This is a genomic window from Novosphingobium mangrovisedimenti, from assembly GCF_025153475.1.
In the GTDB taxonomy this organism is placed as follows: domain Bacteria; phylum Pseudomonadota; class Alphaproteobacteria; order Sphingomonadales; family Sphingomonadaceae; genus Novosphingobium; species Novosphingobium mangrovi_A.
Map to the genome: position 1 here is coordinate 241,397 of NZ_JANZXA010000006.1, position 21,830 is coordinate 263,226.

15 protein-coding genes and 1 pseudogene are annotated in these 21,830 nt (G+C 63.0%); 14 read left to right on the forward strand and 2 right to left on the reverse strand.

The annotated features are described in order from the left end of the window. Positions 1-98: 98 nt before the first annotated feature. Positions 99-2,711, reverse strand: coding sequence for a heavy metal translocating P-type ATPase (locus NZK81_RS11130; protein ID WP_260046167.1), 2,613 nt, complete (start codon positions 2,709-2,711; stop codon positions 99-101). Here NZK81_RS11130 and NZK81_RS11135 point away from each other — a divergent pair. Next, the gene (locus NZK81_RS11135; RefSeq protein WP_013833391.1) at positions 2,689-3,108 is read left to right on the forward strand and encodes a MerR family transcriptional regulator; all 420 of its coding nucleotides are present in this window, start codon (positions 2,689-2,691) and stop codon (positions 3,106-3,108) included. The genes NZK81_RS11130 and NZK81_RS11135 overlap by 23 nt on opposite strands. A gap of 144 nt (positions 3,109-3,252) precedes the next feature. After that, positions 3,253-5,202, forward strand: a complete 1,950-nt coding sequence (locus tag NZK81_RS11140; protein ID WP_041559380.1) for an FTR1 family protein — start codon at positions 3,253-3,255, stop codon at positions 5,200-5,202. A gap of 351 nt (positions 5,203-5,553) precedes the next feature. Here NZK81_RS11140 and NZK81_RS11145 read toward each other — a convergent pair. Continuing rightward, positions 5,554-6,721 (reverse strand): annotated as a pseudogene (locus NZK81_RS11145) (IS110 family RNA-guided transposase). A gap of 146 nt (positions 6,722-6,867) precedes the next feature. Between NZK81_RS11145 and NZK81_RS11150 the strand changes: the two are divergent. The 12 genes from NZK81_RS11150 to NZK81_RS11205 all read left to right on the forward strand — a co-directional run bounded on the left by NZK81_RS11150 (position 6,868) and on the right by NZK81_RS11205 (position 21,723). Then, positions 6,868-7,353, forward strand: a complete 486-nt coding sequence (locus tag NZK81_RS11150; RefSeq protein ID WP_198409096.1) for a transposase — start codon at positions 6,868-6,870, stop codon at positions 7,351-7,353. Positions 7,354-7,726: 373 nt separating this feature from the next. After that, positions 7,727-8,041 (forward strand): hypothetical protein, encoded by a 315-nt coding sequence (locus NZK81_RS11155; RefSeq protein WP_051010053.1) that lies wholly within the window; start codon positions 7,727-7,729, stop codon positions 8,039-8,041. 60 nt (positions 8,042-8,101) lie between these two features. Then, complete coding sequence (locus NZK81_RS11160) at positions 8,102-9,370, forward strand: TolC family protein (protein WP_013833395.1); 1,269 nt, start codon at positions 8,102-8,104, stop codon at positions 9,368-9,370. A gap of 97 nt (positions 9,371-9,467) precedes the next feature. Next, positions 9,468-10,628: an efflux RND transporter periplasmic adaptor subunit gene (locus NZK81_RS11165; RefSeq protein ID WP_013833396.1), complete on the forward strand. Its 1,161-nt coding sequence runs from the start codon at positions 9,468-9,470 to the stop codon at positions 10,626-10,628. Positions 10,629-10,631: 3 nt separating this feature from the next. Then, positions 10,632-13,889 (forward strand): efflux RND transporter permease subunit, encoded by a 3,258-nt coding sequence (locus NZK81_RS11170; RefSeq protein ID WP_013833397.1) that lies wholly within the window; start codon positions 10,632-10,634, stop codon positions 13,887-13,889. Continuing rightward, complete coding sequence (locus NZK81_RS11175) at positions 13,889-14,236, forward strand: DUF190 domain-containing protein (RefSeq protein ID WP_013833398.1); 348 nt, start codon at positions 13,889-13,891, stop codon at positions 14,234-14,236. Before NZK81_RS11170 ends, NZK81_RS11175 begins: the two co-directional genes overlap by 1 nt. A gap of 220 nt (positions 14,237-14,456) precedes the next feature. After that, positions 14,457-15,140, forward strand: coding sequence for a ZIP family metal transporter (locus NZK81_RS11180; protein ID WP_013833399.1), 684 nt, complete (start codon positions 14,457-14,459; stop codon positions 15,138-15,140). Between the two features lie 239 nt (positions 15,141-15,379). Further along, positions 15,380-15,715, forward strand: a complete 336-nt coding sequence (locus NZK81_RS11185; RefSeq protein WP_051010054.1) for a hypothetical protein — start codon at positions 15,380-15,382, stop codon at positions 15,713-15,715. Positions 15,716-15,782: 67 nt separating this feature from the next. Further along, positions 15,783-18,284: a heavy metal translocating P-type ATPase gene (locus NZK81_RS11190; protein ID WP_260046168.1), complete on the forward strand. Its 2,502-nt coding sequence runs from the start codon at positions 15,783-15,785 to the stop codon at positions 18,282-18,284. A gap of 601 nt (positions 18,285-18,885) precedes the next feature. Then, complete coding sequence (locus NZK81_RS11195) at positions 18,886-20,919, forward strand: cytochrome c/FTR1 family iron permease (RefSeq protein ID WP_013833401.1); 2,034 nt, start codon at positions 18,886-18,888, stop codon at positions 20,917-20,919. A gap of 99 nt (positions 20,920-21,018) precedes the next feature. Beyond that, positions 21,019-21,387 (forward strand): hypothetical protein, encoded by a 369-nt coding sequence (locus NZK81_RS11200; protein WP_041559386.1) that lies wholly within the window; start codon positions 21,019-21,021, stop codon positions 21,385-21,387. Between the two features lie 69 nt (positions 21,388-21,456). Further along, entirely contained in the window at positions 21,457-21,723 is a 267-nt protein-coding gene (locus NZK81_RS11205) for a hypothetical protein (protein ID WP_041558955.1), read from the forward strand. Positions 21,724-21,830 lie beyond the last annotated feature (107 nt).

The window sequence follows — 21,830 nt, forward strand, 5'->3', positions numbered from 1 at the left end:
CGTATCGACGCCCGCGGCACATTGTCCGGTCATAGCAGTGCGGTCCTATTGGATGGTGGGTGAGCTTAGATCGTTGCTTCGCTGCCTGGGCAACCGGATTATCGGACCCGCTGATCGCGACCGACAAGACGCATGCCATTGAGCACGACCAGGAGGGAGGCGCCGACATCCGCAGCGATCGCGCCCCAGAGCGACGCCATGCCAAGCAGCGTCAAGCCTGCGAAAACGAGTTTTATCCCCAGCGAGAAGCCGATGTTCTGCCGGATGACGGCGAGCGTCGCCCTCGAATGCCGGATGAGCCACGGCAGGCGAGAGAGATCGTCCTGCATCAGCGCGATATCCGCCGTCTCGATCGCCGCATCGCTGCCAATCGCGCCCATGGCGATGCCGAGGCCCGAGCGCGCCATCGCCGGCGCATCATTGACGCCGTCACCAACCATGGCGACCAGGCCGTGCTGTGCTACCAGCCTTTCAATCGCCTGGACCTTCTGTTCGGGAAGCAGCTCGGAGTGAACCTCATCCACGCCGGTATCGCGCGCGATGGCCTCGGCAGGCGCACGACCGTCTCCGGTCAGCATGACGATCTGCGCGATACCGAGCTTATGCAGTTGCGCTACGATCTGTCGGGCCTCGGGGCGCATCGCGTCACCGACGGCAATCACTCCGATGACTGACTCCGCCTCACCGACAACGATCCCGGTCAGTCCAGCCCCGGCTATGCGATGCAATTGGACGGCAAGCGCATCATCGGCTGCGTTCCCAAGCCGCTCTCCAAGATAGCCGGGAGACCCGACCCAGGCCTCGCGACCATCGATCACGCCAACGATGCCTTTGCCGGGCAACGCCGTTACGGACTTTGCGGGGACCACGTCAACGCCGCGTTCCGCGGCGGCATCGAGGATCGCACGCGCAATCGGGTGCTCGCTTCGCGCTTCGATAGCAGCCGCAACCGCCAGCAGTTCAAGTTCGTGCCGGCCGCCAAGCGGGATCAGTTCGATCACCTTGGGACGTCCAAGCGTGAGCGTGCCCGTCTTGTCCATGGCGATCGCGGTGATGCGAGCGGGGGTTTCGAGATGGACCCCGCCTTTGACCAGCACGCCCTGCCGGGCTGCGCCGGTCAGTCCCGCAACGATGCTGACGGGGGTCGAGATAACCAGGGCGCAGGGGCAGGCGATGACAAGCAACACCAGCGCCTGATAAAACCAGGCGGCCCAACTGCCCCCGAGCAGAAGCGGCGGCACGAGGAACACCGCCAGCGCAAGCACCATCACCACCGGCGTGTAGATCCGTGCGAAGCGTTCCACCCATTGTTCGGTCGGCGCACGCTTGCTCTGCGCTTCACCGACCATCCGCACGATACGGGCGAGCGTCGTGTCGGAGGCTGGCCGGGTCGTTATGAGCTCGATCGCGCCCATGCCGTTGATGGTCCCGGCAAAGACCGTTGCGCCTTGCTCGACGGTGACGGGTACGCTTTCGCCTGTAATCGGCGCCTGATCGACCGCGCTGGTCCCCGCGACCACGCGCCCATCGAGCGGAATCTTGCCGCCGGGCGGAACGATCACCTGCGTTCCGACCGCGACCTCGGCGACCGGCACATCCTTCTCGACACCCGCGGCATCGCGTATCCGGGCAGAGTCGGGCGCGATGTCCATGAGCGCCGCGACGGCGCGGCGGGCACGTCCAAGGCTCCATGCCTCGAGGGCAAGAGCAAGCGCGAAGAAGAACGCCACGGTCGCCGCTTCGAACCATTGCCCGATGCCCAGGGCGCCCGCCACCGCGACGATCATGAGCAGGTTCATGTCCGGCCGGAGCCGCCGTGCCGCGAGGACCGCCTTGGGGGCGACGTACCGAACCGCCGAGAGGATCGCCAGCGAATAGGCGAGCATGGCGAGGAAGGGAGGATGAGCCTCCCGCGCCAGACTCTCGTGCAACACCGCGGCGAGGCCGCTCGCGCGGACATGGATCGCAAAGCCCGCCACGACCAACACGCCGCTCGCGATCGTCAGCGCCGCCTGGATGCGGCGCCGGCGCTGCTCGGCTTGCGCGCCGGCACTGTTCACGCCTTCTTTCCAGAGCTCGGCGCGCATGCCGGTGCGCTCGACCGCCTTCAATATTTCGATGTGATGTAGGGCGTCGGTAGCACCCGCGACCGACATGCGGCCATTGATGAGATCGAACGATAGCTTCTCCAACCCGACGACCGGCCCGACTTCGCGCTTGAGCACCGCGACTTCGTCACCGCAGTCCATGCCGTGGATTTTGAAGATGACGCTATTCGGACGGTCAGGAAGCATCTGTTCGACAGGCGTCGGTTCGCCCGAGCAGCTGCTGCAACCGCCGGCCTCTACTTTATCCTCCGCGAATGCATCCGCGGTTTGCAATTCGGCTGTCATTCCGGTGGTCGATACGGCCGCGATCAGCGCCTCCACTCCGATGCCGGACTCGACATCGACATCGAGGAGACCGCGCTTCGGCTGGAACGACAACAGCTGCTCGTCCCCGACAAGCGGGACGAGGACTGCCTTGAGAAGTCGAACCTCATTCTGGCAGTCGAGCCCGTGGACCTTGAAACGCCACCAGCGGCCCATCACGATAGCGTGCGCGTCGGTTTGCTCGACCATATCGTCACCTCGACTCTTCGACATGACGCCCTCTATAAAGTCTGAAGTCACTAGAGGGTCAACCGATATGTCCGTCGAGCTACTCAGCATTGGAAAGCTCGCGAAAGCGACAGGGACGAAGGTCGAGACAATTCGCTACTATGAGAGTGTAGGCTTGCTTGCCCCGCCGGGGCGAACGAAGGGCAATTATCGGGCCTATTCCGCGCAGCATCTCGCACGGCTCAGCTTCATCCGCCGGGCACGCGCGCTGGGTTTCTCGATCGACCAGGTCCAGGAGCTTCTCAAGCTCGCGGACCAGAAAGACATTTCGTGCAAGGCCGTCGACACGATCGCCCGCGAACATCTCGCCGAGATCGACCGGAAGCTTCGGGATCTGAATACCCTCAGATCCGAACTGAGCAGCGTTATCGTCCAGTGCGGGCAGGGCACCATTTCCGAGTGCCGGATCATCGAGACCCTGGCGCCGGATTCCGTGGCGGGCGGTTAGGAGGGGCGGGGTAGCCTCAGAATCATTTTTTTGCGGCCAGTCACGCTAATGCAAACAAGTCGCAAAACTGCTTGACCCTCTAGCTGCTAGAGGGTCTAAAGGAGGAGGATGTTTACGTCCCCGTCCCGCCTCCGCCTTTTGCCGATTCGCGTGCAAGTGCCCTCACGCCACCGATGGGCGCTCCGCATGTTGGCGGTGCTTGGTGCCGTGTTCTGTACACTGGGTGCAAGCGCCATCGCCCAGGCCGAAACGGCGGATGTCCAGACCGCATGGCGGCTTCTAGACTATATGGCGGTCGACTATGGTGATGCGGTCTCCGGAGGCAGGATCAAGAGTGCCTCCGAATATGCTGAAATGACCGAGTTCGCGGCGTCGGTCTCCGCGCGCCTCGCGGCGCTGCCGCCAACGCCTGAACGCGCCCGGCTCCTCGAGGGCGCGACACGGCTTCAGGCGGTCGTTGCCGCCAAGGGCTCGCCGAGCCAGGTTGCCGATCTTGCCCATGGTCTCGCCGCCGATCTGCTGAAAGCCTATCCGGTCCCGCTTGCTCCGGCCAAGGCACCCGATTTCGCCCGTGGCGCGACGCTCTTCGCCCAGAATTGCGCGAGCTGCCACGGTGCGGCCGGCGATGGTCGTGGCCCGAACGCCGCCAAGCTCGCCACCCCGCCGATCGCGTTCACCGATGTCGCCCGGGCCCGCCAGCGCAGTCCCTTCGCGCTCTATCAGGTGATTGACCAGGGCATCGACGGCACGGCGATGCAAAGCTTCTCATCGCTGCCATCTGATGATCGCTGGGCGCTTGCTTTCTATGCGGGACATTTCGCCTTTTCCGATGCGGCCGCTAAGGAGGGCGAACGGCTATGGAAAGCCGATCCCAGCCTTCGCCAAAGGATTCCCGATCTGACGGCACTGGCCGGGCTGACCCCGGAAACGCTCGCCAAGAGCATGGGGCCCGAGCAGGCCGATGCGATCATAGCCTATCTGCGCCGCCACCCCGAAGCCGTGGTTCAGCAGGCACCGGGCTCGCTTGACGTGGCGCGGGGCAAGCTGGCGCAGAGCCTCGCGGCCTATCGCGCGGGCAATCGCCATGCGGCGCAGGAATTAGCGCTGTCGGCCTATCTCGACGGGTTCGAGCCGCTCGAACCCATGCTGACCGCGCGTGACGCAACGCTTATGGGGCATATCGAGAGCGCCATGGGCGAATTCCGCGCATCGCTCCAGCAAGGCCGCCCGGCCGACGAGGTGGCGACCCGCGTCCAGGTGCTCGGTGGTCTGTTCGATGACGCGGAAGCTGCGCTGTCTCCGGACGCGGCGAGCAGTGCATCGACCTTCGTCGGCGCTCTCACCATCCTGCTGCGCGAGGGCCTTGAAGCGCTGTTGATCGTCGTCGCGATGATTGCCTTCCTGCGCAAGGCCGACCGGCCCGAAGTGCTGCCCTATGTCCATGCCGGCTGGATTGGCGCGCTGGCGGTGGGCGCCCTGACCTGGGCGATCGCGACCTATGCGATCGGAATCAGCGGCGCGAGCCGCGAACTGACCGAAGGGTTCGGATCGCTGTTCGCGGCCGTCGTCCTGCTCTCCGTGGGAATCTGGATGCATGGCAAAGCCCAGGCGGATCAATGGCAACGCTACATCCGCGAGAAGATGTCGCGCGCGCTGTCGCGGCAGTCGGCCTGGTTCCTGTTCGGCCTCGCTTTCGTCGTCGTCTATCGCGAGGTGTTCGAGACGATCCTGTTCTATGCCGCGCTCTGGACGCAGGGCAATGGCGGCATGATGCTGGCGGGAGCGGGCTCGGCGGTCTTGCTGCTCGGATTCATTGCCTGGGCGATGCTGCGCTACAGCCGCGACCTGCCGATCGCGAAATTCTTCGCCTACAGCGCGTGGCTGATGGCCATCCTCACCATCGTGCTCGCTGGCAAGGGCGTGGCGGCGCTACAGGAAGCAGGCATCATCGACATCGCACCGTTTGCCGGCGGCATTCGCGTTTCGATGCTCGGCATCTTTCCAACATTCCAGTCGATGGGCGCGCAACTGTTGATGCTTGTGGCCGTGGGCGGGGGATTCGTCCTGAATCGTCGCCGGGCTGCAGCCACCTGATAGGTTTCGAGCCAGCCGGCAAAATTCTTCTTGACCCTATAGCAACTAGGAGACCTCACATGACGAGCTTGGGGCAAGGGATGTTAGGGCGACATCCATGATCTCCAGTACTCGCGTATCCGAGGTCTGAACCCTTCGACAAGACGCGGCTCGTTGCCGAGCACGATCAACCTCACATTCGGTCGCCGCTCGTGACGGCTGCACCAATATCCCGCTTGCGGCCGCTGGGCTCAGGAAGACGAAACCATTCTGTGCGACGGCTATGGAAGCCACGGTCTCCTTCGGTTCGTCCACCTGGATCCGTCAGAACTGATCAGGTCCTGAGGATTGGAATGACGGCTGGATAAAGGGTCAAGCGGCTTTCATCAACGCGCCCTCGATGACGACACCGGCGGTGACATATTTCCACAGCGCGACCCAGCAGTTTTCGGGCCAAGGCCACGACCATCGATTTCTTCAGCCGGCCGTCGTTGAATCGGACCCGTTGCTGGTACCATTGGGCAAGCGCCGATTCTGGCTGGTTGCGGAGCCACAGCCAGGCCAGTTGGATCAGCGTTGTGCGCAGCCGGGGGTTCCCCGCCTTTGACACGCCCTGTTCGCGGTCGACCGATCCACTCTGCCAGGGCGTTGGCGCCAGCCCCGCATAGGCAGCGACCTCTCTCCGGTTGGAGAAGTGCCGGAACAAGCCTTCCGACCAGAGAATGGCGGCGAACTCGGGGCCAATGCCCTTGATATCGAGCAGCATTGCGGCTGGTGCCGGCATGGCGGTAGTTTCCGCGGCAAGCAGCGCGTCCCGCTCGGCCTCCACCGCTCTGATCTGCTCGAGCAGCAGTTCGAGCCGGTCGAGTTCGCGGCCAATCTGGACTTTCAGATGCATCGGTAGCGGACGGCCATCGCCGGTCATGAGTTTTTCCAGCCGCTCCCGCCGGTCGCGGCGCAGCGGCTGATAGCCTGTCACCCCCCGCGCGAAGAGCAGGCCTTTGATGCGATTGGCGTGGCGAATCCGATCCGCGATCAGAACCTTGCGTTCGCGACAAATACGACGTCGATCCTCTTCCTCGGGTGTTGGCACCCTGACCATCGCACACACACGTGGTTCCCCTCGTTTATAGGCCAGCAAGGCCCGGACCAGCGCCTCGCCGTCGATCCGGTCGGTCTTTGCGCGACGACGACGGCGTGAGGTCGCAATTGAAGCGGGATCCACGACGTGGCTTTTTATCCCCTCCTTGCGCAAAACGCGGTGGATCCAGAAGCCATCAAGGCCGGCTTCCTGGATCACGATTATTGGAAAGCTGCGTCCTGTTCGCGCCTGCGCTTTTGCCTGCAGTTGGGTAAAGCGTGCCAATAAACCGGCGATATCCCAGGCGCGCACTACATGCTTCGACAGCTTCTCGCCGCTGCCGGGCAATAGCGAGGTGATCAGCCAGATCGATCGGCTCAGTTCCATTGAAACGAAAATCGCGCCAAGATCGGTCGGGATAGCGGTCGACGCTTGGGTACGGTCAGTTGCAATCTGCATATCGGCCTCCTGAGAGTGTGGTCAGCAAACTCACTCTGCCAGAGTGTCGATCGCTATCCACCTCGTCATGGGATCTGTGAGCGGGTGGGCGTAGAAAGGGGCATTGATAGCTGATTCTATAGGCTTTCCTAGAAGGAGAGCGGCAGGTGGCGCAACGTTCGATTGGACAGGAGCAAGTTGGTTTTGCAGGGCGTGAGCGAGCGGCTTCATCGCTCGACGCGTTGGTATCGCTGATCGACGGGAGCCAGGTCGCGATGCTGATCGATCCGCTCTATCCGGCTGCCAAGGGCGAGCCGGCTTGGCCGCCGCTGGCGATGTTGAGAGCCCTGCTTCTGTCGATCTGGTACGACCTGTCTGACGTGAAGCTGGCCAAAGCGCTCTACGATCGAGCCTCTTTTCGCCGCCTCTGCGGATTTTCCGCGAATGAAGCGACGCCTGAACGTACAGCCTTCGTCAGATTCCGCAGGCTGCTGGTTGCCCACAGGCTTGACCGGACACTGTTTGAAGCCGTGACCACGCAGCTCAAATCAAAGGCGGTGATGATGAAGACCGGAACACTGGTTGATTGTCCCACCTTTGGTTTCAAACCCCCGGCTTTAGCCGGGAAGGGCTTTAGCCGGGAAGGGCTTTAGCCTTGAACTCGGACAGCGCAGGCGCCCAGGCCATTCTCGATGCCATCCGCAAGCGCTGGCCGTGGGTGAAACACCTTAACCAGATAGGCATACCATTGCGCTAACCTCCTAAGTAGCGAAGATACGAATTGATTGCTGTCGCGGCGGGAAATTGGAATCTGTTTGGGGAAGGTGTCGCGGGCACGCGAAGCACAAACATGTTTTTATACGGACAGTGGGGTATTTCCGCAATTTAATAACCGTAATCAGCCGAATCTAAATGGGCTAGATATGTTATAACTTTCTGTGAAATGGGCGTCTTATTGGCCCCAGATTTTTTTTGCTTCGCGAGCCGACGCATGATAGCTCAAGAGCTATGCGATGGCTATCTGTCATGCTTGCGGTCCTGCTCTCGATTTCCCTGGCCACGGGTGTGATGGCGCATGCCGCAGAGCCGGTTGCTTGCATCGACAGTGAGACCGCCTCGGCGCTTGGGCACTTTGAGGGCGATCGCGACGAAGTGCCGTCCGATATCGACAAAGGTACGCCGCATCACCATGCGACCTGTCATGGCCATCACATCGCCGAACCGGCACGCGAGAGCAGGATTAGCCTTGTCAGCATGATCAAATCCTTGCTGTCCATCGCCAATGCCGTGGACGGTTCTTCGGCGCCAACTTACCCCGCGTACCGTCCTCCACGCGCCTGACAGCGTCCTTTTGCCCCGAGTTCCGGGGTTTTCTGGAAAACTGTCAGGAGCCTTTAAATCATGCATCGCTTTATCGCGGCCCTGCTGGCCGTGTCGTCCTGCGCGTCGATCGCACAGGCGCAGACGGCCGCGTCGCCGCCGCATTCGGCACCCCCATATACGCTCGAACGTGCCCTGGATGCGGCCGGAGCCTCTTCACCCAACCTTGAGGCTGCCAACGCTGGCGTGCGCGCGGCTGACGCGGCGCGCACCGTCGCGGGCCTCCGGCCCAATCCTGAAGTCCAGGTTCAGGTCGAGAACGTCGCGGGCTCAGGTCTCTATCGTGGCACGCAGAGCGCCGAGGTCATGACCGGCCTGGCATTGCCGATCGAACTGGGCGGCAAGCGGTCAGCACGCATCGCCGTTGCAGATTCGCGCAGCCTGCGAGCGCGCCTTGAAGCCGCCATCACGCTCGCCGATCTGCGCGAGCGCGTAACCCAGGCCTATATCGCGGCAGCGTCGGCCGAGCGGCGGGTGGAGATCGCGCGTCAACTCGCCGGTTTCGCGGATGAAGGGTTTCGCGCGGCCAGCACGCGCGTAACCGCCGGCGCCGCTTCTCCGATCGAGCAGCAGCGCGCCGACGTTCAGCGCGTCAATGCCAACGTCGCGCTCGATCAGGCACGGCGGGAGGCGGCCGTTGCGCGGGAGAACCTTGGACGCCTGATCGGCGAGCCCGTTGCGGGGCCATTGGATGCCGGCTGGTTCGATCGGGTCGGCGGATATGGCCCGACGCGACCGGCTTCAGCAGACGGAACGCTCATCCTGGCCGCCGCCGAAGCCGACGTGGCCACGGCAAGCGCACAAGTGCGTCTCGCTCGCTCGCAACGTATCCCCGACGTCACATTAAGCGCCGGGGCACGGCGGCTGTCCGCAACTGGCGACACGGCGGCGGTATTCGGGGTCAGCATTCCCTTTCCGCTGTTCAATAGCGGTCGTGCTGCATTGAGCCAAGCGCAGGCCGAACGGCAGGCGGTCGATGCGAAGCGGCGGGTCACTGTCCTCGACACCGAACAGGCGATCGCCGCCGCGCAGGCCGAGCTTGCCAACGCGGCCGCAACCGCGCGCTCGACGGGCGGACCCGCGCTCGCGGCAGCAAGCGAAACGGCCCGCATCGCCAGGATCGGTTATGCGCAAGGCCGTTTCAGCCAGCTCGATCTGCTTGATGCGGAGAGGACTCTGGCCGACACGAGAGGCGCATTCGTCGATGCGCTGGTCGCCTATCACGACGCCGAGGCGCGCCTGGCGCATCTGACGACACCGGCGCCCGATGTGGCTGGGGCGACGCCATGACCGCCTCCGCCTCGCTGATCCTCACCTTCCCCATTCCCCATTCCGAGCTGAACGCGCCCCTGACTGGCCGCTGCTCGATCCGTTTCGGAGATTTTCAATGATAACCCAGGACAAACGACTCCTTGGCGGTGTCACCGGCGCAGTTTTGCTGGCTGCAATCGGTGGTTTCAGCGTCGCACGTTGTACGGCTGATCCGTCGGTGGCATCCGCGCCCGCCAAAGACAGTGCTGAAAGCGAAACACCGTCGGACAGTCTGGCGATGACGCCAGACGCAATCCGCGATGCCGGAATTGCTGTCGAGACCGTTCGAGCCGGCGGCCTCGGCTCGGAGATATTGGTGCAAGGCCAGGTCACAGCCTCACCCACGGGTGAAGCGCTGGTAACGGCACGCGCGGGCGGCGCGGTGACGCGGGTATTCAAGCGGCTCGGCGATCCGGTCCGCGCCGGAGAAGCGCTGGCGATCGTCGAAAGCCGCGATGCGGCACAGATCGCCGCAGATCGCACGGCCGCATCGGCCAGGGCTGTTCTTGCGCAGAAAGCGCTTGCTCGCGAGCGCTACCTGTTCGAGCAGAATGTGTCGGCGCGGGTCGATCTTGAGCGCGCGGAAGCCGAGGCCACCGCGGCCGAAGCCGAAGCCAGGCGAGCGCAGGTGTCCGTTGGCGCGGCTAATGTCACCAAGGACGGCCGTGGCGTTATCGTGGCAAGCCCGATCGCCGGGCGGGTGACCTCCGAGAATGTCAGCCTCGGTGCGTATGTCCAGCCAGAAGCCGAGCTGTTTCGGGTCGCTGATCCGAGCAAAATTCAGGTCGAGGCGGCGATCAATCCCGGCGATGTGGCACGTCTCGCGACCGGTGATCACGCCATCATCGAACTTATTGACGGTCGAACGGTCGAGGGCCGGATACGTGCCGTCACGCCGACTCTGAACGGAGAAACCCGCGCTGCCACGGCGCTCATCGAAGTGCCGGGTGGCATCCTGCAGGCCGGCCTCGGTGTGCGCGTGCGGCTAATGCCCAGTCAGGGCGCGCCGACGAACGCAATCGTGGTTCCGGAAGATGCCGTGCAGAGCGTCGACGGTCGTGACGCAGTGTTCCTTCGCACAGCCCAGGGTTTCCGCGCGCAATTCGTAACGCTCGGCCAGCGCAGTGCAGGCCGGGTCGAGATCGTCTCCGGACTCAAGTCCGGCGCGACGGTCGCCACCCGCAACGCTTTCCTGCTCAAGGCCGAACTCGGCAAGGGCGCGGGCGAGGAGGAATAAGCCATGATCGCATCTCTTATGGCATTGTCAGTCCGCGCGCGGTGGGCGGTGCTGTTCCTCTTCCTCGCGATCGCCGGGCTTGGCGTTTGGCAACTCACCAAGCTGCCGATCGACGCGGTTCCGGACATCACCAACAACCAGGTCCAGATCAACACGGTCGACCGCGGTCTGTCGCCGGTCGAAATGGAAAAACTCGTTACCTATCCGATTGAAACGGCGCTGGCCGGCATTCCTGGTCTCGAAACCACACGCTCGCTGTCGCGTAACGGGTTCAGTCAGGTCACCGCGATCTTCTCGGACTCCACCGACCTCTATTTCGCAAGGCAGCAGGTCGGTGAACGGCTCATCCAGGCGCAGGAAAATCTGCCTCAGGGCGTGCAGCCTCAGATCGGGCCGGTGACGACGGGTCTCGGCGAAGTCGTCATGTATACCGTCGGCTATGCCAACCCCGACGGGCAAGGCGCGAAGAAAGTCGACGGCCAGCCGGGCTGGCAATCGGACGGCAGCTATCTCACGCCCGAAGGCGACCGCCTTACTGATGAAGTCGCGAAGGCGGGCTATCTGCGCACGGTGCAGGACTGGATCATCCGGCCGCAACTGCGCACGGTTCCCGGCGTGGCCGGGGTCGATTCGATCGGCGGCTACGCTAAGACCTTCGTGGTCGAGCCCGATCCGGTCAAGCTGTCGAGCTACGGCATTTCCTATACAGAGTTGGGCGAAGCCCTCGAAGCCGCCAATCTCGCGGTCGGCGCCAACTACTTCAATCGCGGCGGCGAGGCCTATCTGGTGCGTGCGGACGCGCGCATTCGCTCGGTCGATGAAATCCGCAATGCCGTCGCCGCAACGCGCGGCGGGGCTCCGATCACAGTCGGCCAGATCGCGAATGTGAAGATAGGCGGCGATCTGCGCACCGGCGCGGCAAGCATGAACGGCCAGGAAGCGGTCGTCGGCACGGCCCTGATGCTGATCGGCGAGAACAGCCGCGTCGTGGCTCAGGCGGTGAACGAGAAGCTCGACCAAGTGAAATCAACCCTGCCGGCAGGTGTCGAGGTCAAGGTGGTGCTTGACCGCGCGAAGCTGGTCAATGCCACGGTCGGCACTGTCGAGCGCAACCTCACCGAAGGCGCTTTGCTGGTGGCCGCGTCGCTGTTCCTGCTGCTCGGCAACTGGCGCGCGGCGATCATCGCCGTCCTCGTCATTCCCTTCTCCTTCCTGATGATGGCGATGGGCATGAACGCCTTCCGGGTGCCGGGTAACCTCATGAGCCTCGGCGCGCTCGACTTCGGCCTGATCGTCGACGGTGCGGTGATCATCATCGAAAACTGTCTAGCCCGCCTCGCGCACCGCCAGGAACATGAAGGCCGTTTGCTCAGTCTGCGCGAGCGTCTCGAAGAGACGATGCACGCCAGTCAGGAAATGATCAAACCGACCGTGTTCGGTCAGGCGATCATCCTGCTGGCCTTCGCACCGCTGCTGATGTTCACCGGGGTCGAGGGCAAGACCTTCTCGCCCATGGCGATCACCATCATGCTCGCGCTGGTGGCGGCATTCATCCTCGCCATCACGCTGGTTCCGGCGCTGGTCGCCCTGCTTATCCGGGGCAAGGTCGCCGAAAAGGACGTCTGGCTGATCCGCAAGTCGAAGGAGCGCTATCTGCCGCTGCTCGACAAGGCGATCGCTCGGCCCTGGCCGTTCATCTTCGGCGGGTTGGCCTTCTTCCTCGCGGCGGTGCCGGTGTTCGGATTGCTGGGCTCGGAGTTCATTCCGCAGCTCGACGAGAAGAACCTGGCGCTGGCGTCGACCCGTGTGCCCTCCGTCAGCCTTGAGCAATCGTTGGCGATGCAACGCGGCGTTGAAAAGGCCGTGACCAAGCTGCCCGAAGTCGAGCTGATGTTCTCGAAAACCGGCACGGCGGAAGTCGCGACCGATCCGATGCCGCCGAACGTCTCTGACGGCTTCGTCATTTTGAAACCGGAGGACCAATGGCCACGGGACGTCAAATCCAAAGCGGACGTGATCGAGCGGATCGAGAAAGCGGCCGGCAGCAAGCTGGGCCAGCTTTATGAGGTCAGCCAGCCGATCCAGTTGCGTTTCAACGAACTGATCGCCGGCGTGCGCGGCGACGTCGCCATCAAGCTCTATGGTGACGATCTCGACAAGATGTCGGCGTCGGCCAACGAGATCGTGCGCGTGCTCCAGTCGATCCCCGGCGCTTCCAGCGTCAAAGCGGACCAGACCGGCGGTGCGCCGACGCTCGACGTCCGGTTCGACCGCGCGGCCATCGCCCGGTACGGCCTCACCGTTCGGGAGGTTGCCGATACCGTGGCCGCCGGCATGGGCGGCCGCGCTTCGGGGCTGCTGTTCGAGGGCGACCGACGTTTCGACATCATCGTAAGGGTACCGGACGCCACGAGGGTCAACCTTGATGACGTGCTCGCGCTCCCGGTGATGCTGCCCAAGGAGGAAGGCTATGCGCGCAGCTCGGTTCCACTGTCGCAGGTCGCCCAGATCAGGTTCACCGAAGGGCTGAACCAGATCAGTCGCGAGAACGGCAAGCGCAGGGTCGTGATTCAGGCGAACCTGCAAGGCCGCGACGCGGGCTCCTTCGTTGCGGAGGCGCAGGCCAAGGTTGCGCAGGTCAAGCTGCCGGCAGGCTATTATCTGGAGTGGGGCGGTCAGTTCCAGAATCTCCAGGCCGCCGCTGACCGTCTGTCGATCGTCGTGCCGCTCTGCTTCCTGGCGATCTTCGGGCTGCTCTATATGGCGCTCGGCGGGTTCGGCCGTGCCGCGGCTGTGTTCCTCGCGGTCCCGTTGGGACTTGCCGGCGGCGTGTTCACCCTCGCCATGACCGGCATCGCCTTCTCCGTGTCGGCGGCGGTCGGGTTCATCTGCCTGGCGGGCGTCGCCGTGCTCAACGGTCTCGTCGTGATGACCGCTATCCGCGAGCGGCTGGAGGCAGGTGTCGCGCTGCCCGAGGCCATTCGCGAAGGCATGGCCGAAAAGATGCGCGCGGTCGTGATGACCGGCTTCGTGCCGGCGATCGGCTTCGTGCCGATGGCGCTCGCGCACGGCACCGGCGCCGAGGTCCAGAAGCCGCTTGCGACGACCGTCATCGGCGGCCTCATCGCGGCGACCATCCTCACGCTGCTGGTGCTGCCGGCGATCGCCAAGGTCGTCCTCGGCCTCAACATCCAATGGAAGAGAAGAAAGTCAGAACCGGAAGTCGGTGAGCAGCCGGCAGCCGCTGAAGGAGAGGCATGATGGAAAAGAAGGGTCAGAAGCTGCTGCGCATCTACACCGATGAAGCGGCCTATATCGGCGACCGCAAGGTCTTCGAATATGTCGCTTCGCTGGCGCGCGATCAAAAAATCGCCGGTGTGACCGTCCTGGAAGCCTTGATGGGTTTTGGCGGCTCGGCGCGGCTCCATCGCCGTCATGTCCTCGAAAGCAACCGCGCGGTGGTCATCGAGATCATCGATGTCGAAGATGCGCTACGGGCGTTTGTTGCCTTGCTGGCGGATGTTCCCGACATCGGGATCATCACGCTCGAAACCGTCGAGGTGATCGGCGGCAAGGCGTTGCAAGCCGCTGTCGGCGTGCAGGCGTGATTGCTGCGATCGATGCAGCGGCCCAGGCGCGATGGGCGATCCAGCCCATCGCGCTCAACTGTACCAGTTTTCCGGCGCGGGCTGCACAGAATGCTGATCGCGACGGACAAGTCCCTGGCCACGCAAGTCAAGCGAGGTTCCACCATTGCCCGGTATTCCCAGGGAAAGCTCAAAGAGCCGTCGGACGTGTAGCGGCGCCCTGCCTGCGAAAGGGGGTTTGATGTCAACGCTCACCTACACGATCATGCCTGTCGCGGCCGTCATTGTCGGCGCGATCGTTTCCCTCCTGCGAACGCCAAGCGGGCGCTTTGTCAGCGCCATGCAGCATCTGGCGGCCGGCGTGGTGTTCGCGGCTGCGGCGACCGAAATCCTGCCGCAGATCAAGCACGACGCGGCCCCGGTCGCGACCCTGGTGGGCGGGACGGTCGGCGTCGGCGCCATGCTGCTGCTGAAGGCTCTCGAAGAGAGAGCTACCGGATCTCTAGCGATGATTGGCGCTGTCGCCATCGACATCCTCGTCGATGGGCTGGTGCTGGGCCTTGCCTTTCTCGCAGGCGAGAAGGCAGGAATTCTGCTGACGATCGCGCTGACGCTGGAGGTCCTGTTCCTCGGGCTGACCCTCACGAGCGACCTTCGTAAGTCAGTCCGTGCAGCCTGGAAGGTGGTGGCCGTCGTTGCCGCGATCGGTTTGCTGCTGCCTCTCGGCGCGGTTCTGGCGATGCCGGTAGCGACCCTGTCGCAGCCGATCATCGTCGCCTTCCTGAGCTTTGGGCTCATGGCGCTCCTTTATCTCGTAACCGAGGAATTGCTCGTCGATGCGCACCAATGTCCGGACAGTCCTCTGGTCACCGGCATGTTCTTCGCGGGCTTCCTGGGGCTGCTCATTTTTGAGGAGCTTATGTGAGTCCAGCACCGACAGATCGCGCCATCGAGAGCAAAGCCTGTCGAGCCCGGGAGCGCCGGCATAGCCTTCTCGACGGCATCGGAAATGGTCCCCCACAAGCGCAAAGCCCTCATGCGCGCTTGTGCGAGAAGGGCCCGCGCCGTGGACGTTCTGCCCCCCCGTTCACGGCGAAAGTTTGTAGCCGCCAGTGTCACGGCGAGGCGACGAAACGGCGGCGGCCGTGCGTCCCGTTGGCGTCCATGTTGCTGCTCGCGGCCAACGCTGGCTGTTCGCCCGAAAGCTCCGACGCTGGGAGTGCCGGGCTCACCGGAACCCATAGCTTCGTCTGCGCGAACGCCACGAAGGTGCGCGTCGAATTTCTCGGCGATGACGGTCTGACAGTCGAGGCCGCGATTTTGCCTGATGGCGAATCCGAACATCTAACCGCGCCCGCGGCCGGCGTCACCTATTTCGGCGACACTATGAACCTCTCGATCTCCAACGATTGGGTGGTTGTCATCCGCCCCGACGCGAAAACGCAAATCTGCCAGCGCGCCGCTTCCAATCAGCCACGGGACGGGCACCCGCCTCCCTGACCGGGCCGCGCCCTTGCACTTCCGCATCGGCGCGGAACCAGGCCCGAGCAAACATTGAGGAGGTTTCATGACGGACCAGATTCAACTCGAAATTCCGCTTATCCTACCCGACATCCCCGATGCCGATGATGCTTGTGTGGCTCGGCTGACAGCCGATCTCTCAGCGCGCGCCGGCATCGAAAAGGCGCATGTCGTTCCGGCCAAAGGGGACAAGCCCGCACTGCTCTGCATCCATTATGATTCTGACACGCTGTCGCTTTCGCGCATCCGCGACATCGCCCGCTCTGCGGGAGCTGCGATTGCCGAGCGCTACGGTCATGTGCTGTGGCCGGTGAGCGGGATCGGTCACCAAAGAAAAGCGCGTACGGTGAGCGAGCAACTGCACGCCATGTCGGGCGTAATTGAAGCAGATGCCAATGCCTCGGGCCTAGTGCGCGTGGAGTTCGACCGCGATCAGGTGTCCGAAAAGCAGATTGTGGATGCGCTGTCGCGATTGGGCGTCCGGCGGTCTGCCGCCGCTCCAGGCGGAGCCCAAGCCGGTAACAGTCATGGCGCAGGTCGGGAGGATTTGAGAGCCGACCATGCACACGGCGATGGCCACGGTCATGATCATGATCACGGCGGAGTTCTCGGTTCCAATACGGAATTAATCTTTGCGTTGGCTTGTGGGGCGTTGCTGGGGATTGGCTTTGCAATCGACAAGCTCGACGCTGGCGTATCCACGTGGCTATCGATTGCCTTCTACATCGGAGCTTACGTGTCCGGCGGCTTCTTCACCGTGCGCGAGGCGATCGACAATCTCCGACTGCGGAAATTCGAGATCGACACTCTCATGCTGCTGGCGGCGGCCGGCGCCGCAGCGCTAGGCGCTTTCGCCGAAGGCGCGCTCCTACTCTTTCTATTCAGCCTCGGCCACGCCCTAGAGCACTATGCGATGGGCCGCGCCAAACGCGCAATTGAGGCATTGGCTGAACTGGCGCCTCGAACGGCGCTCCTTCGGCTCGAAGACGGCGGCACGGAAGAGGTCGCTGTTGAAGAGTTGGTCCCTCGCGATCTCATCGTGGTGAAGCCTGACACGCGAATTCCCGCAGATGGCTTTCTTGTCAAAGGTACCACGAGCATCAATCAGGCCCCTGTGACAGGCGAGAGCATGCCGGTCGATAAGCGGCCGGTGATGGACGATGCGGCGGCAAGGGCAAATCCCGATCGTATAGATGCTGCAAACCGGGCTTTCGCAGGCACGATCAACGGCAGCGGGCTTATCGAAATTGAGGTAACGCGCTCGTCGAACGAAAGTACACTGGCGAAAGTTATTCAGCTCGTCAGTGAGGCCGAAACCCAGAAATCGCCGACCCAGCGATTTACTGACAGGTTTGAACGCTTCTTCGTGCCCGCGGTCCTGGCGGTGGCATTCATGCTGCTGTTTGCCTGGGTCGTTGTCGACGAACCATTCCGGGACAGCTTCTATCGCGCGATGGCAGTCCTTGTGGCGGCAAGCCCATGTGCATTGGCGATCGCCACTCCGAGCGCGGTGCTCTCTGGTGTCGCGCGCGCGGCGCGGGGCGGCGTGCTTGTCAAAGGCGGCGCTCCACTCGAACTGCTTGGATCGCTCGACGCCATAGCTTTCGACAAAACTGGAACGCTCACCTTAGGCGAGCCTCGAATCCAACAAGTTATCCCGGCCGATGGCGTGCTGAAGGAAGACCTCATGGCGATCGCCGTCGCGGTCGAAAGTCTGAGCGACCATCCACTTGCGCGGGCGATCGCGCGCGATGGACGCGATCACGTCGGACAAAATTCCATCCCGCGAGCTGAAAGCCTGAAGAGCCTGACGGGGCGCGGCGTCTCAGCCCTTGTTGGTGAGGACGAGGTCCTCATCGGCAAGGCCGAGATGTTCGGCACTGATGGCATCGCCCCGTTGTCGCAGGAAATGAAGGAGGCAATCGAAAGGCTGAGGACTGCCGGACAGACGAGCATGGTGGTCCGGCGGGATCAGCAAGACTTAGGGGCCATCGGGCTCATGGACACGCCGCGCCCGGCCGCAAGAGACGCGCTCGATCGTCTCCGTCGCATCGGGATCGCGCGAATGATCATGATCTCGGGCGATCACCAACGTGTCGCCGAGGCCGTGGCGAAGCAGGTCGGGATTGACGAAGCCTGGGGCGATCTATTGCCCGAGGACAAAGTGGAAGCGATCAAAAAGCTTCGCGCCGCAACTAAGGTTGCGATGGTGGGTGACGGCGTAAATGACGCTCCTGCTATGGCGAGCGCGACGGTGGGGGTTGCGATGGGCGCCGCTGGCTCCGACGTGGCGTTGGAGACGGCAGATGTCGCGTTGATGGCTGACGATCTGTCGCACCTTCCCTTTGTAGTCGGGCTGAGCCACCGAACGCGATCAATCATTCGGCAGAATGTATTTGTGAGCCTCGGCGTGGTTACCATTCTCGTCCCGGCGACGATCTTGGGGTTTGGCATCGGCCCGGCCGTGGCAGTGCATGAAGGCTCGACCCTGCTCGTGGTATTCAATGCGCTGCGATTGCTTGGCTACCGGGACAACGGGGAGACATAGTACCGTAAGGACTCGCGGGACATCTCTCAGAGCCATTCCTCAAAAGTAGTTGGGTGATATCATTCAGTTGCGCTTGACGCGCCGGCGCATCGCGGACCCTCAGGTTTTGCGAAAAAGGTTGAGAATTGAATGATGTGGACCGATATCGTCCACAAGTAGTATGGCATTGCCGCTCGGGGGTCGCGCTATCCAAGATGGACAAACGGTCCGGCGGCCGTGAATCCGATGTAGGGTTGGAGGCTCCCCGGCAAGGCGGCGAGTACGGCCTCAACACGGAGCTGCGCCAAGTGTCGAAAGAGACTGCCGTGGCATACTATATCGTGATCGACGGTGCGCCGTGTCGGCGCGGGAGGTGACCATGACATAAGGTCGTCTAACATGCCTGCTGATTTCCGACTGGCGGCTGCAATGCCGCCCCGCCCGTGAGAGCAACGGGCAGAAGGGGGCCGAAAAGCTCGACCGGGCGTCGCCGGTTGAGTGTCATAAGCAGATCAGCCTTAAGAAACTTCTGAACAAGTCGGGCTTGCATGGACAATGCTTTATCAAGAATGCGTCGCAATAGCCTTGATCCTGTAGCTACTTCAGGGTCTATGAGGCAATGATGCAAACGCGACAGAATCGAAAAGGAACGCCTGGCAGCCGGTGTGCAAGACGCCTGGCCGGCCTTTTTCTCGGCCTGATACTGATCCTGAGCGGCGGGCTGATCCCCTTGGCGCACGCGGCGCCGAGCACGATTCCGGATACGGCTGCGACGACGGCTACGGTCGAGACGACGTGGAAGCTGCTCGACTATGTGGCGGTGGATTATGACGGCGCGGTCAAGGACGGCCGGATCGTCAGCACCGGCGAATTTTCCGAAATGCAGGAATTCACCGCGACCATCGCCCAGCACATCGGCGCGCTTCCCGAAAATCCCGCGAAGGCAAAGCTCGAAACGGGTGCGAAGGTGCTTCAGCAACTGGTGGCACAGAAGGCCTCCGCACAGCAGATCGCCACGGCCTCGCACGCGCTGTCCGCTGCGATGCTTGACGCCTATCCGGTGCCGATCGCGCCGCAATCCATCCCTGACCTTGCGCGCGGCGCGGCATTGTTCAGGGAAAGCTGCGCAGCTTGTCATGGCATGAATGGCGACGGCAAAGGCCCCGATGCCGCAAAGCTCTCGACCCCGCCCATCGCCTTCACGGACGTTGAGCGGGCGCGCAAGCGTAGCGTTGCCGCACTAGAGCAAGTAATTTCGCAAGGCATCGACGGCACGGCCATGCAGAGCTTCGCCGATCTCCCGGTCCAGGATCGCTGGGCGCTGGCCTTTTACGCGGGGCACTTTGCCTTTTCGCCGGATCAGGTCGAGCGGGGCAAGCAGATATGGACAAGCGATGCCGACATCCGTTCGCGCTTTCCGGACCTCAAGACGCTGGTCACCACAACACCTGCTGCGCTGGGCAAGGACATCGGGCAGGGAAGGGCCGACGCGGTCATGGCCTATCTGCGCGCTCATCCGGAAGCCGTGACCCAGACTGCGGGCGGCACCGCCGGATCGCTCGATCTGGTCCGCAGCAGACTAGCGGAGAGCCTCGCCGCCTATCGCGAAGGGGATCGGACGCGGGCTGAGCAGCTTGCCCTTTCAGCCTATCTGGATGGGTTCGAACCGATCGAGCCGCTGCTGGGCGCCAGTGACGCAAGTCTCCTGAGCACGATCGAGACGCGCATGGGCGAACTGCGCGCGGCGATCGACGATGGCGATCCCGTGTCGTCCGTCGAGATGCGCATCGACGCGATCGAAGCGCTTCTGTCCGATGCCGGCACGGCGCTTTCGCCTGAAGCCTCAAACGGGACGAGCGCATTCGTCGGAGCTTTCACCATCTTGCTTCGCGAAGGCCTCGAAGCCCTCCTGATCGTGGTCGCCATGCTCGCGTTTCTGCGCAAGGCCGAGCAGGATCATGCGCTGCGCTATGTCCACGGCGGCTGGATGGCGGCGCTTCTGGCCGGCGCTGCGACCTGGCTCGCCGCGACCTATTTCATCTCGATCAGCGGCGCGAGCCGGGAACTCACCGAAGGGCTCGGATCGCTTCTCGCCGCTGTCGTGCTCCTGTCGGTGGGTATCTGGATGCATGGCAAGAGCCAGGCGGACCAGTGGCAGCGCTATATCCGCGAGAAGCTGGCGGGTGCGATGAACCGGGAATCCAACTGGTTCCTGTTCGGCCTCGCCTTCGTCGTCGTCTATCGAGAGGTCTTCGAGACGATTCTTTTCTATGCCGCCTTGTGGGCACAGGGGAATGGAGCGGCGATGTTCGCCGGCGCGGTTGGTGCCATCGGCACGCTTGCCGCCCTCGCCTGGGCGATGATGCGCTACAGCCGCAGCCTCCCGGTGGGAACCTTCTTTCGATACAGCTCCTGGCTCATGGCCGTCCTGACCGTCATCCTGGCGGGCAAGGGTGTTGCCGCCCTCCAGGAAGCCGGCTGGATCGACATCGCGCCGCTCCACGACGTGCCGCGCCTTTCGATTTTCGGTCTGTTCCCGACAATTCAAACGGTAGCGGCCCAAGCGCTGGCGGCTCTTGCCATCATTCTTGGTTTCCTGATGAATGGTCGCCCCTCGCGAAAACCGGTTGTTGGGCGAGATCTGGATGAGGATTGACACCAACTGTCGGCAGATTTTTATTGTTAGCGATGACGGAAGTCTATAGTCGTTCGTGCGATGGGAACTGGGGAGGTCGGCCCAACAGGCTTTGTTGAGATGAAGTTTCTTGCCTGCCTGATCGCGCTCGCCGCAATTATTGGGCTATTGGGCCAGGAAGCAGCATTGGCGCGCGCCATGCCGTTCGAAACCTCGACGCAAGCCGAGTCCGCCATGCAGATGGGTTCCGGTTGCACGGAAATGGGAACGGTCGTCAAGAAGGCGTCACAGTCCCAGGTACCCTGCCAGGGGATGACCCTGGATTGCATCGCCAAGATGGGTTGCGCGATACCCTTGGCGTTGGTTCCGCCGTTCTATCTGGGCGTTTCTCCGCAATTTCGTCGGGTGAATCCTCCGTTCACCCCAGTCGCTCCGCTGGTAGGTCGCGATATTTCTCCCGAGCCGGAGCCACCCTCCCGCCTTGGCTGAACCCCAGAAGCGCGCGCCGGATCATTGTCCGCTGCGTACCTCTACTCCGTTCAACCAAGGATATTTCACATGAAGACTATTTTGACGCTCGCCGCGGTTGCGGCGGCACTCGCTAGTGCATCCATCGCCTCCGCCCACGAGGATCCCGGCGGTCATTGGGAATGGCGAAACCAACCTTCGTTCGGCTCGAAGTCGACCGTCCCTTCGCGCACCCGCGTCTGGGTCAAGGACGCCGAAACCAGCATGGCCAATTGCGATTGCGCCATGATGAAGGCCGACAAAGCCAGCTGCATGATGAACATGCCCGGCAAGGCTGGAGCGCCATCGGCCGGCTAAGGCGATTGCCTGGCCGATAACCGATAGCAAACACGGCCGGGCGCGTGGCGCCGGCGGAGCATGCCCCCTTCGCCGGCGCCCGTTCGCCCAGGCTTCGTTGCGGTATT

What these genes read in the sequence shown, in the direction of transcription:
- NZK81_RS11135 (WP_013833391.1), top strand. Translation starts at nt 2,689, where the DNA reads ATGTCCGTCGAGCTACTCAGCATTGGAAAGCTCGCGAAAGCGACAGGG.
- NZK81_RS11130 (WP_260046167.1), bottom strand. Translation starts at nt 2,711, where the DNA reads ATGCTGAGTAGCTCGACGGACATATCGGTTGACCCTCTAGTGACTTCA.
- NZK81_RS11155 (WP_051010053.1), top strand. Translation starts at nt 7,727, where the DNA reads ATGCTTGCGGTCCTGCTCTCGATTTCCCTGGCCACGGGTGTGATGGCG.
- NZK81_RS11160 (WP_013833395.1), top strand. Translation starts at nt 8,102, where the DNA reads ATGCATCGCTTTATCGCGGCCCTGCTGGCCGTGTCGTCCTGCGCGTCG.
- NZK81_RS11165 (WP_013833396.1), top strand. Translation starts at nt 9,468, where the DNA reads ATGATAACCCAGGACAAACGACTCCTTGGCGGTGTCACCGGCGCAGTT.
- NZK81_RS11170 (WP_013833397.1), top strand. Translation starts at nt 10,632, where the DNA reads ATGATCGCATCTCTTATGGCATTGTCAGTCCGCGCGCGGTGGGCGGTG.
- NZK81_RS11175 (WP_013833398.1), top strand. Translation starts at nt 13,889, where the DNA reads ATGGAAAAGAAGGGTCAGAAGCTGCTGCGCATCTACACCGATGAAGCG.
- NZK81_RS11180 (WP_013833399.1), top strand. Translation starts at nt 14,457, where the DNA reads ATGTCAACGCTCACCTACACGATCATGCCTGTCGCGGCCGTCATTGTC.
- NZK81_RS11185 (WP_051010054.1), top strand. Translation starts at nt 15,380, where the DNA reads ATGTTGCTGCTCGCGGCCAACGCTGGCTGTTCGCCCGAAAGCTCCGAC.
- NZK81_RS11190 (WP_260046168.1), top strand. Translation starts at nt 15,783, where the DNA reads ATGACGGACCAGATTCAACTCGAAATTCCGCTTATCCTACCCGACATC.
- NZK81_RS11195 (WP_013833401.1), top strand. Translation starts at nt 18,886, where the DNA reads ATGCAAACGCGACAGAATCGAAAAGGAACGCCTGGCAGCCGGTGTGCA.
- NZK81_RS11200 (WP_041559386.1), top strand. Translation starts at nt 21,019, where the DNA reads ATGAAGTTTCTTGCCTGCCTGATCGCGCTCGCCGCAATTATTGGGCTA.
- NZK81_RS11205 (WP_041558955.1), top strand. Translation starts at nt 21,457, where the DNA reads ATGAAGACTATTTTGACGCTCGCCGCGGTTGCGGCGGCACTCGCTAGT.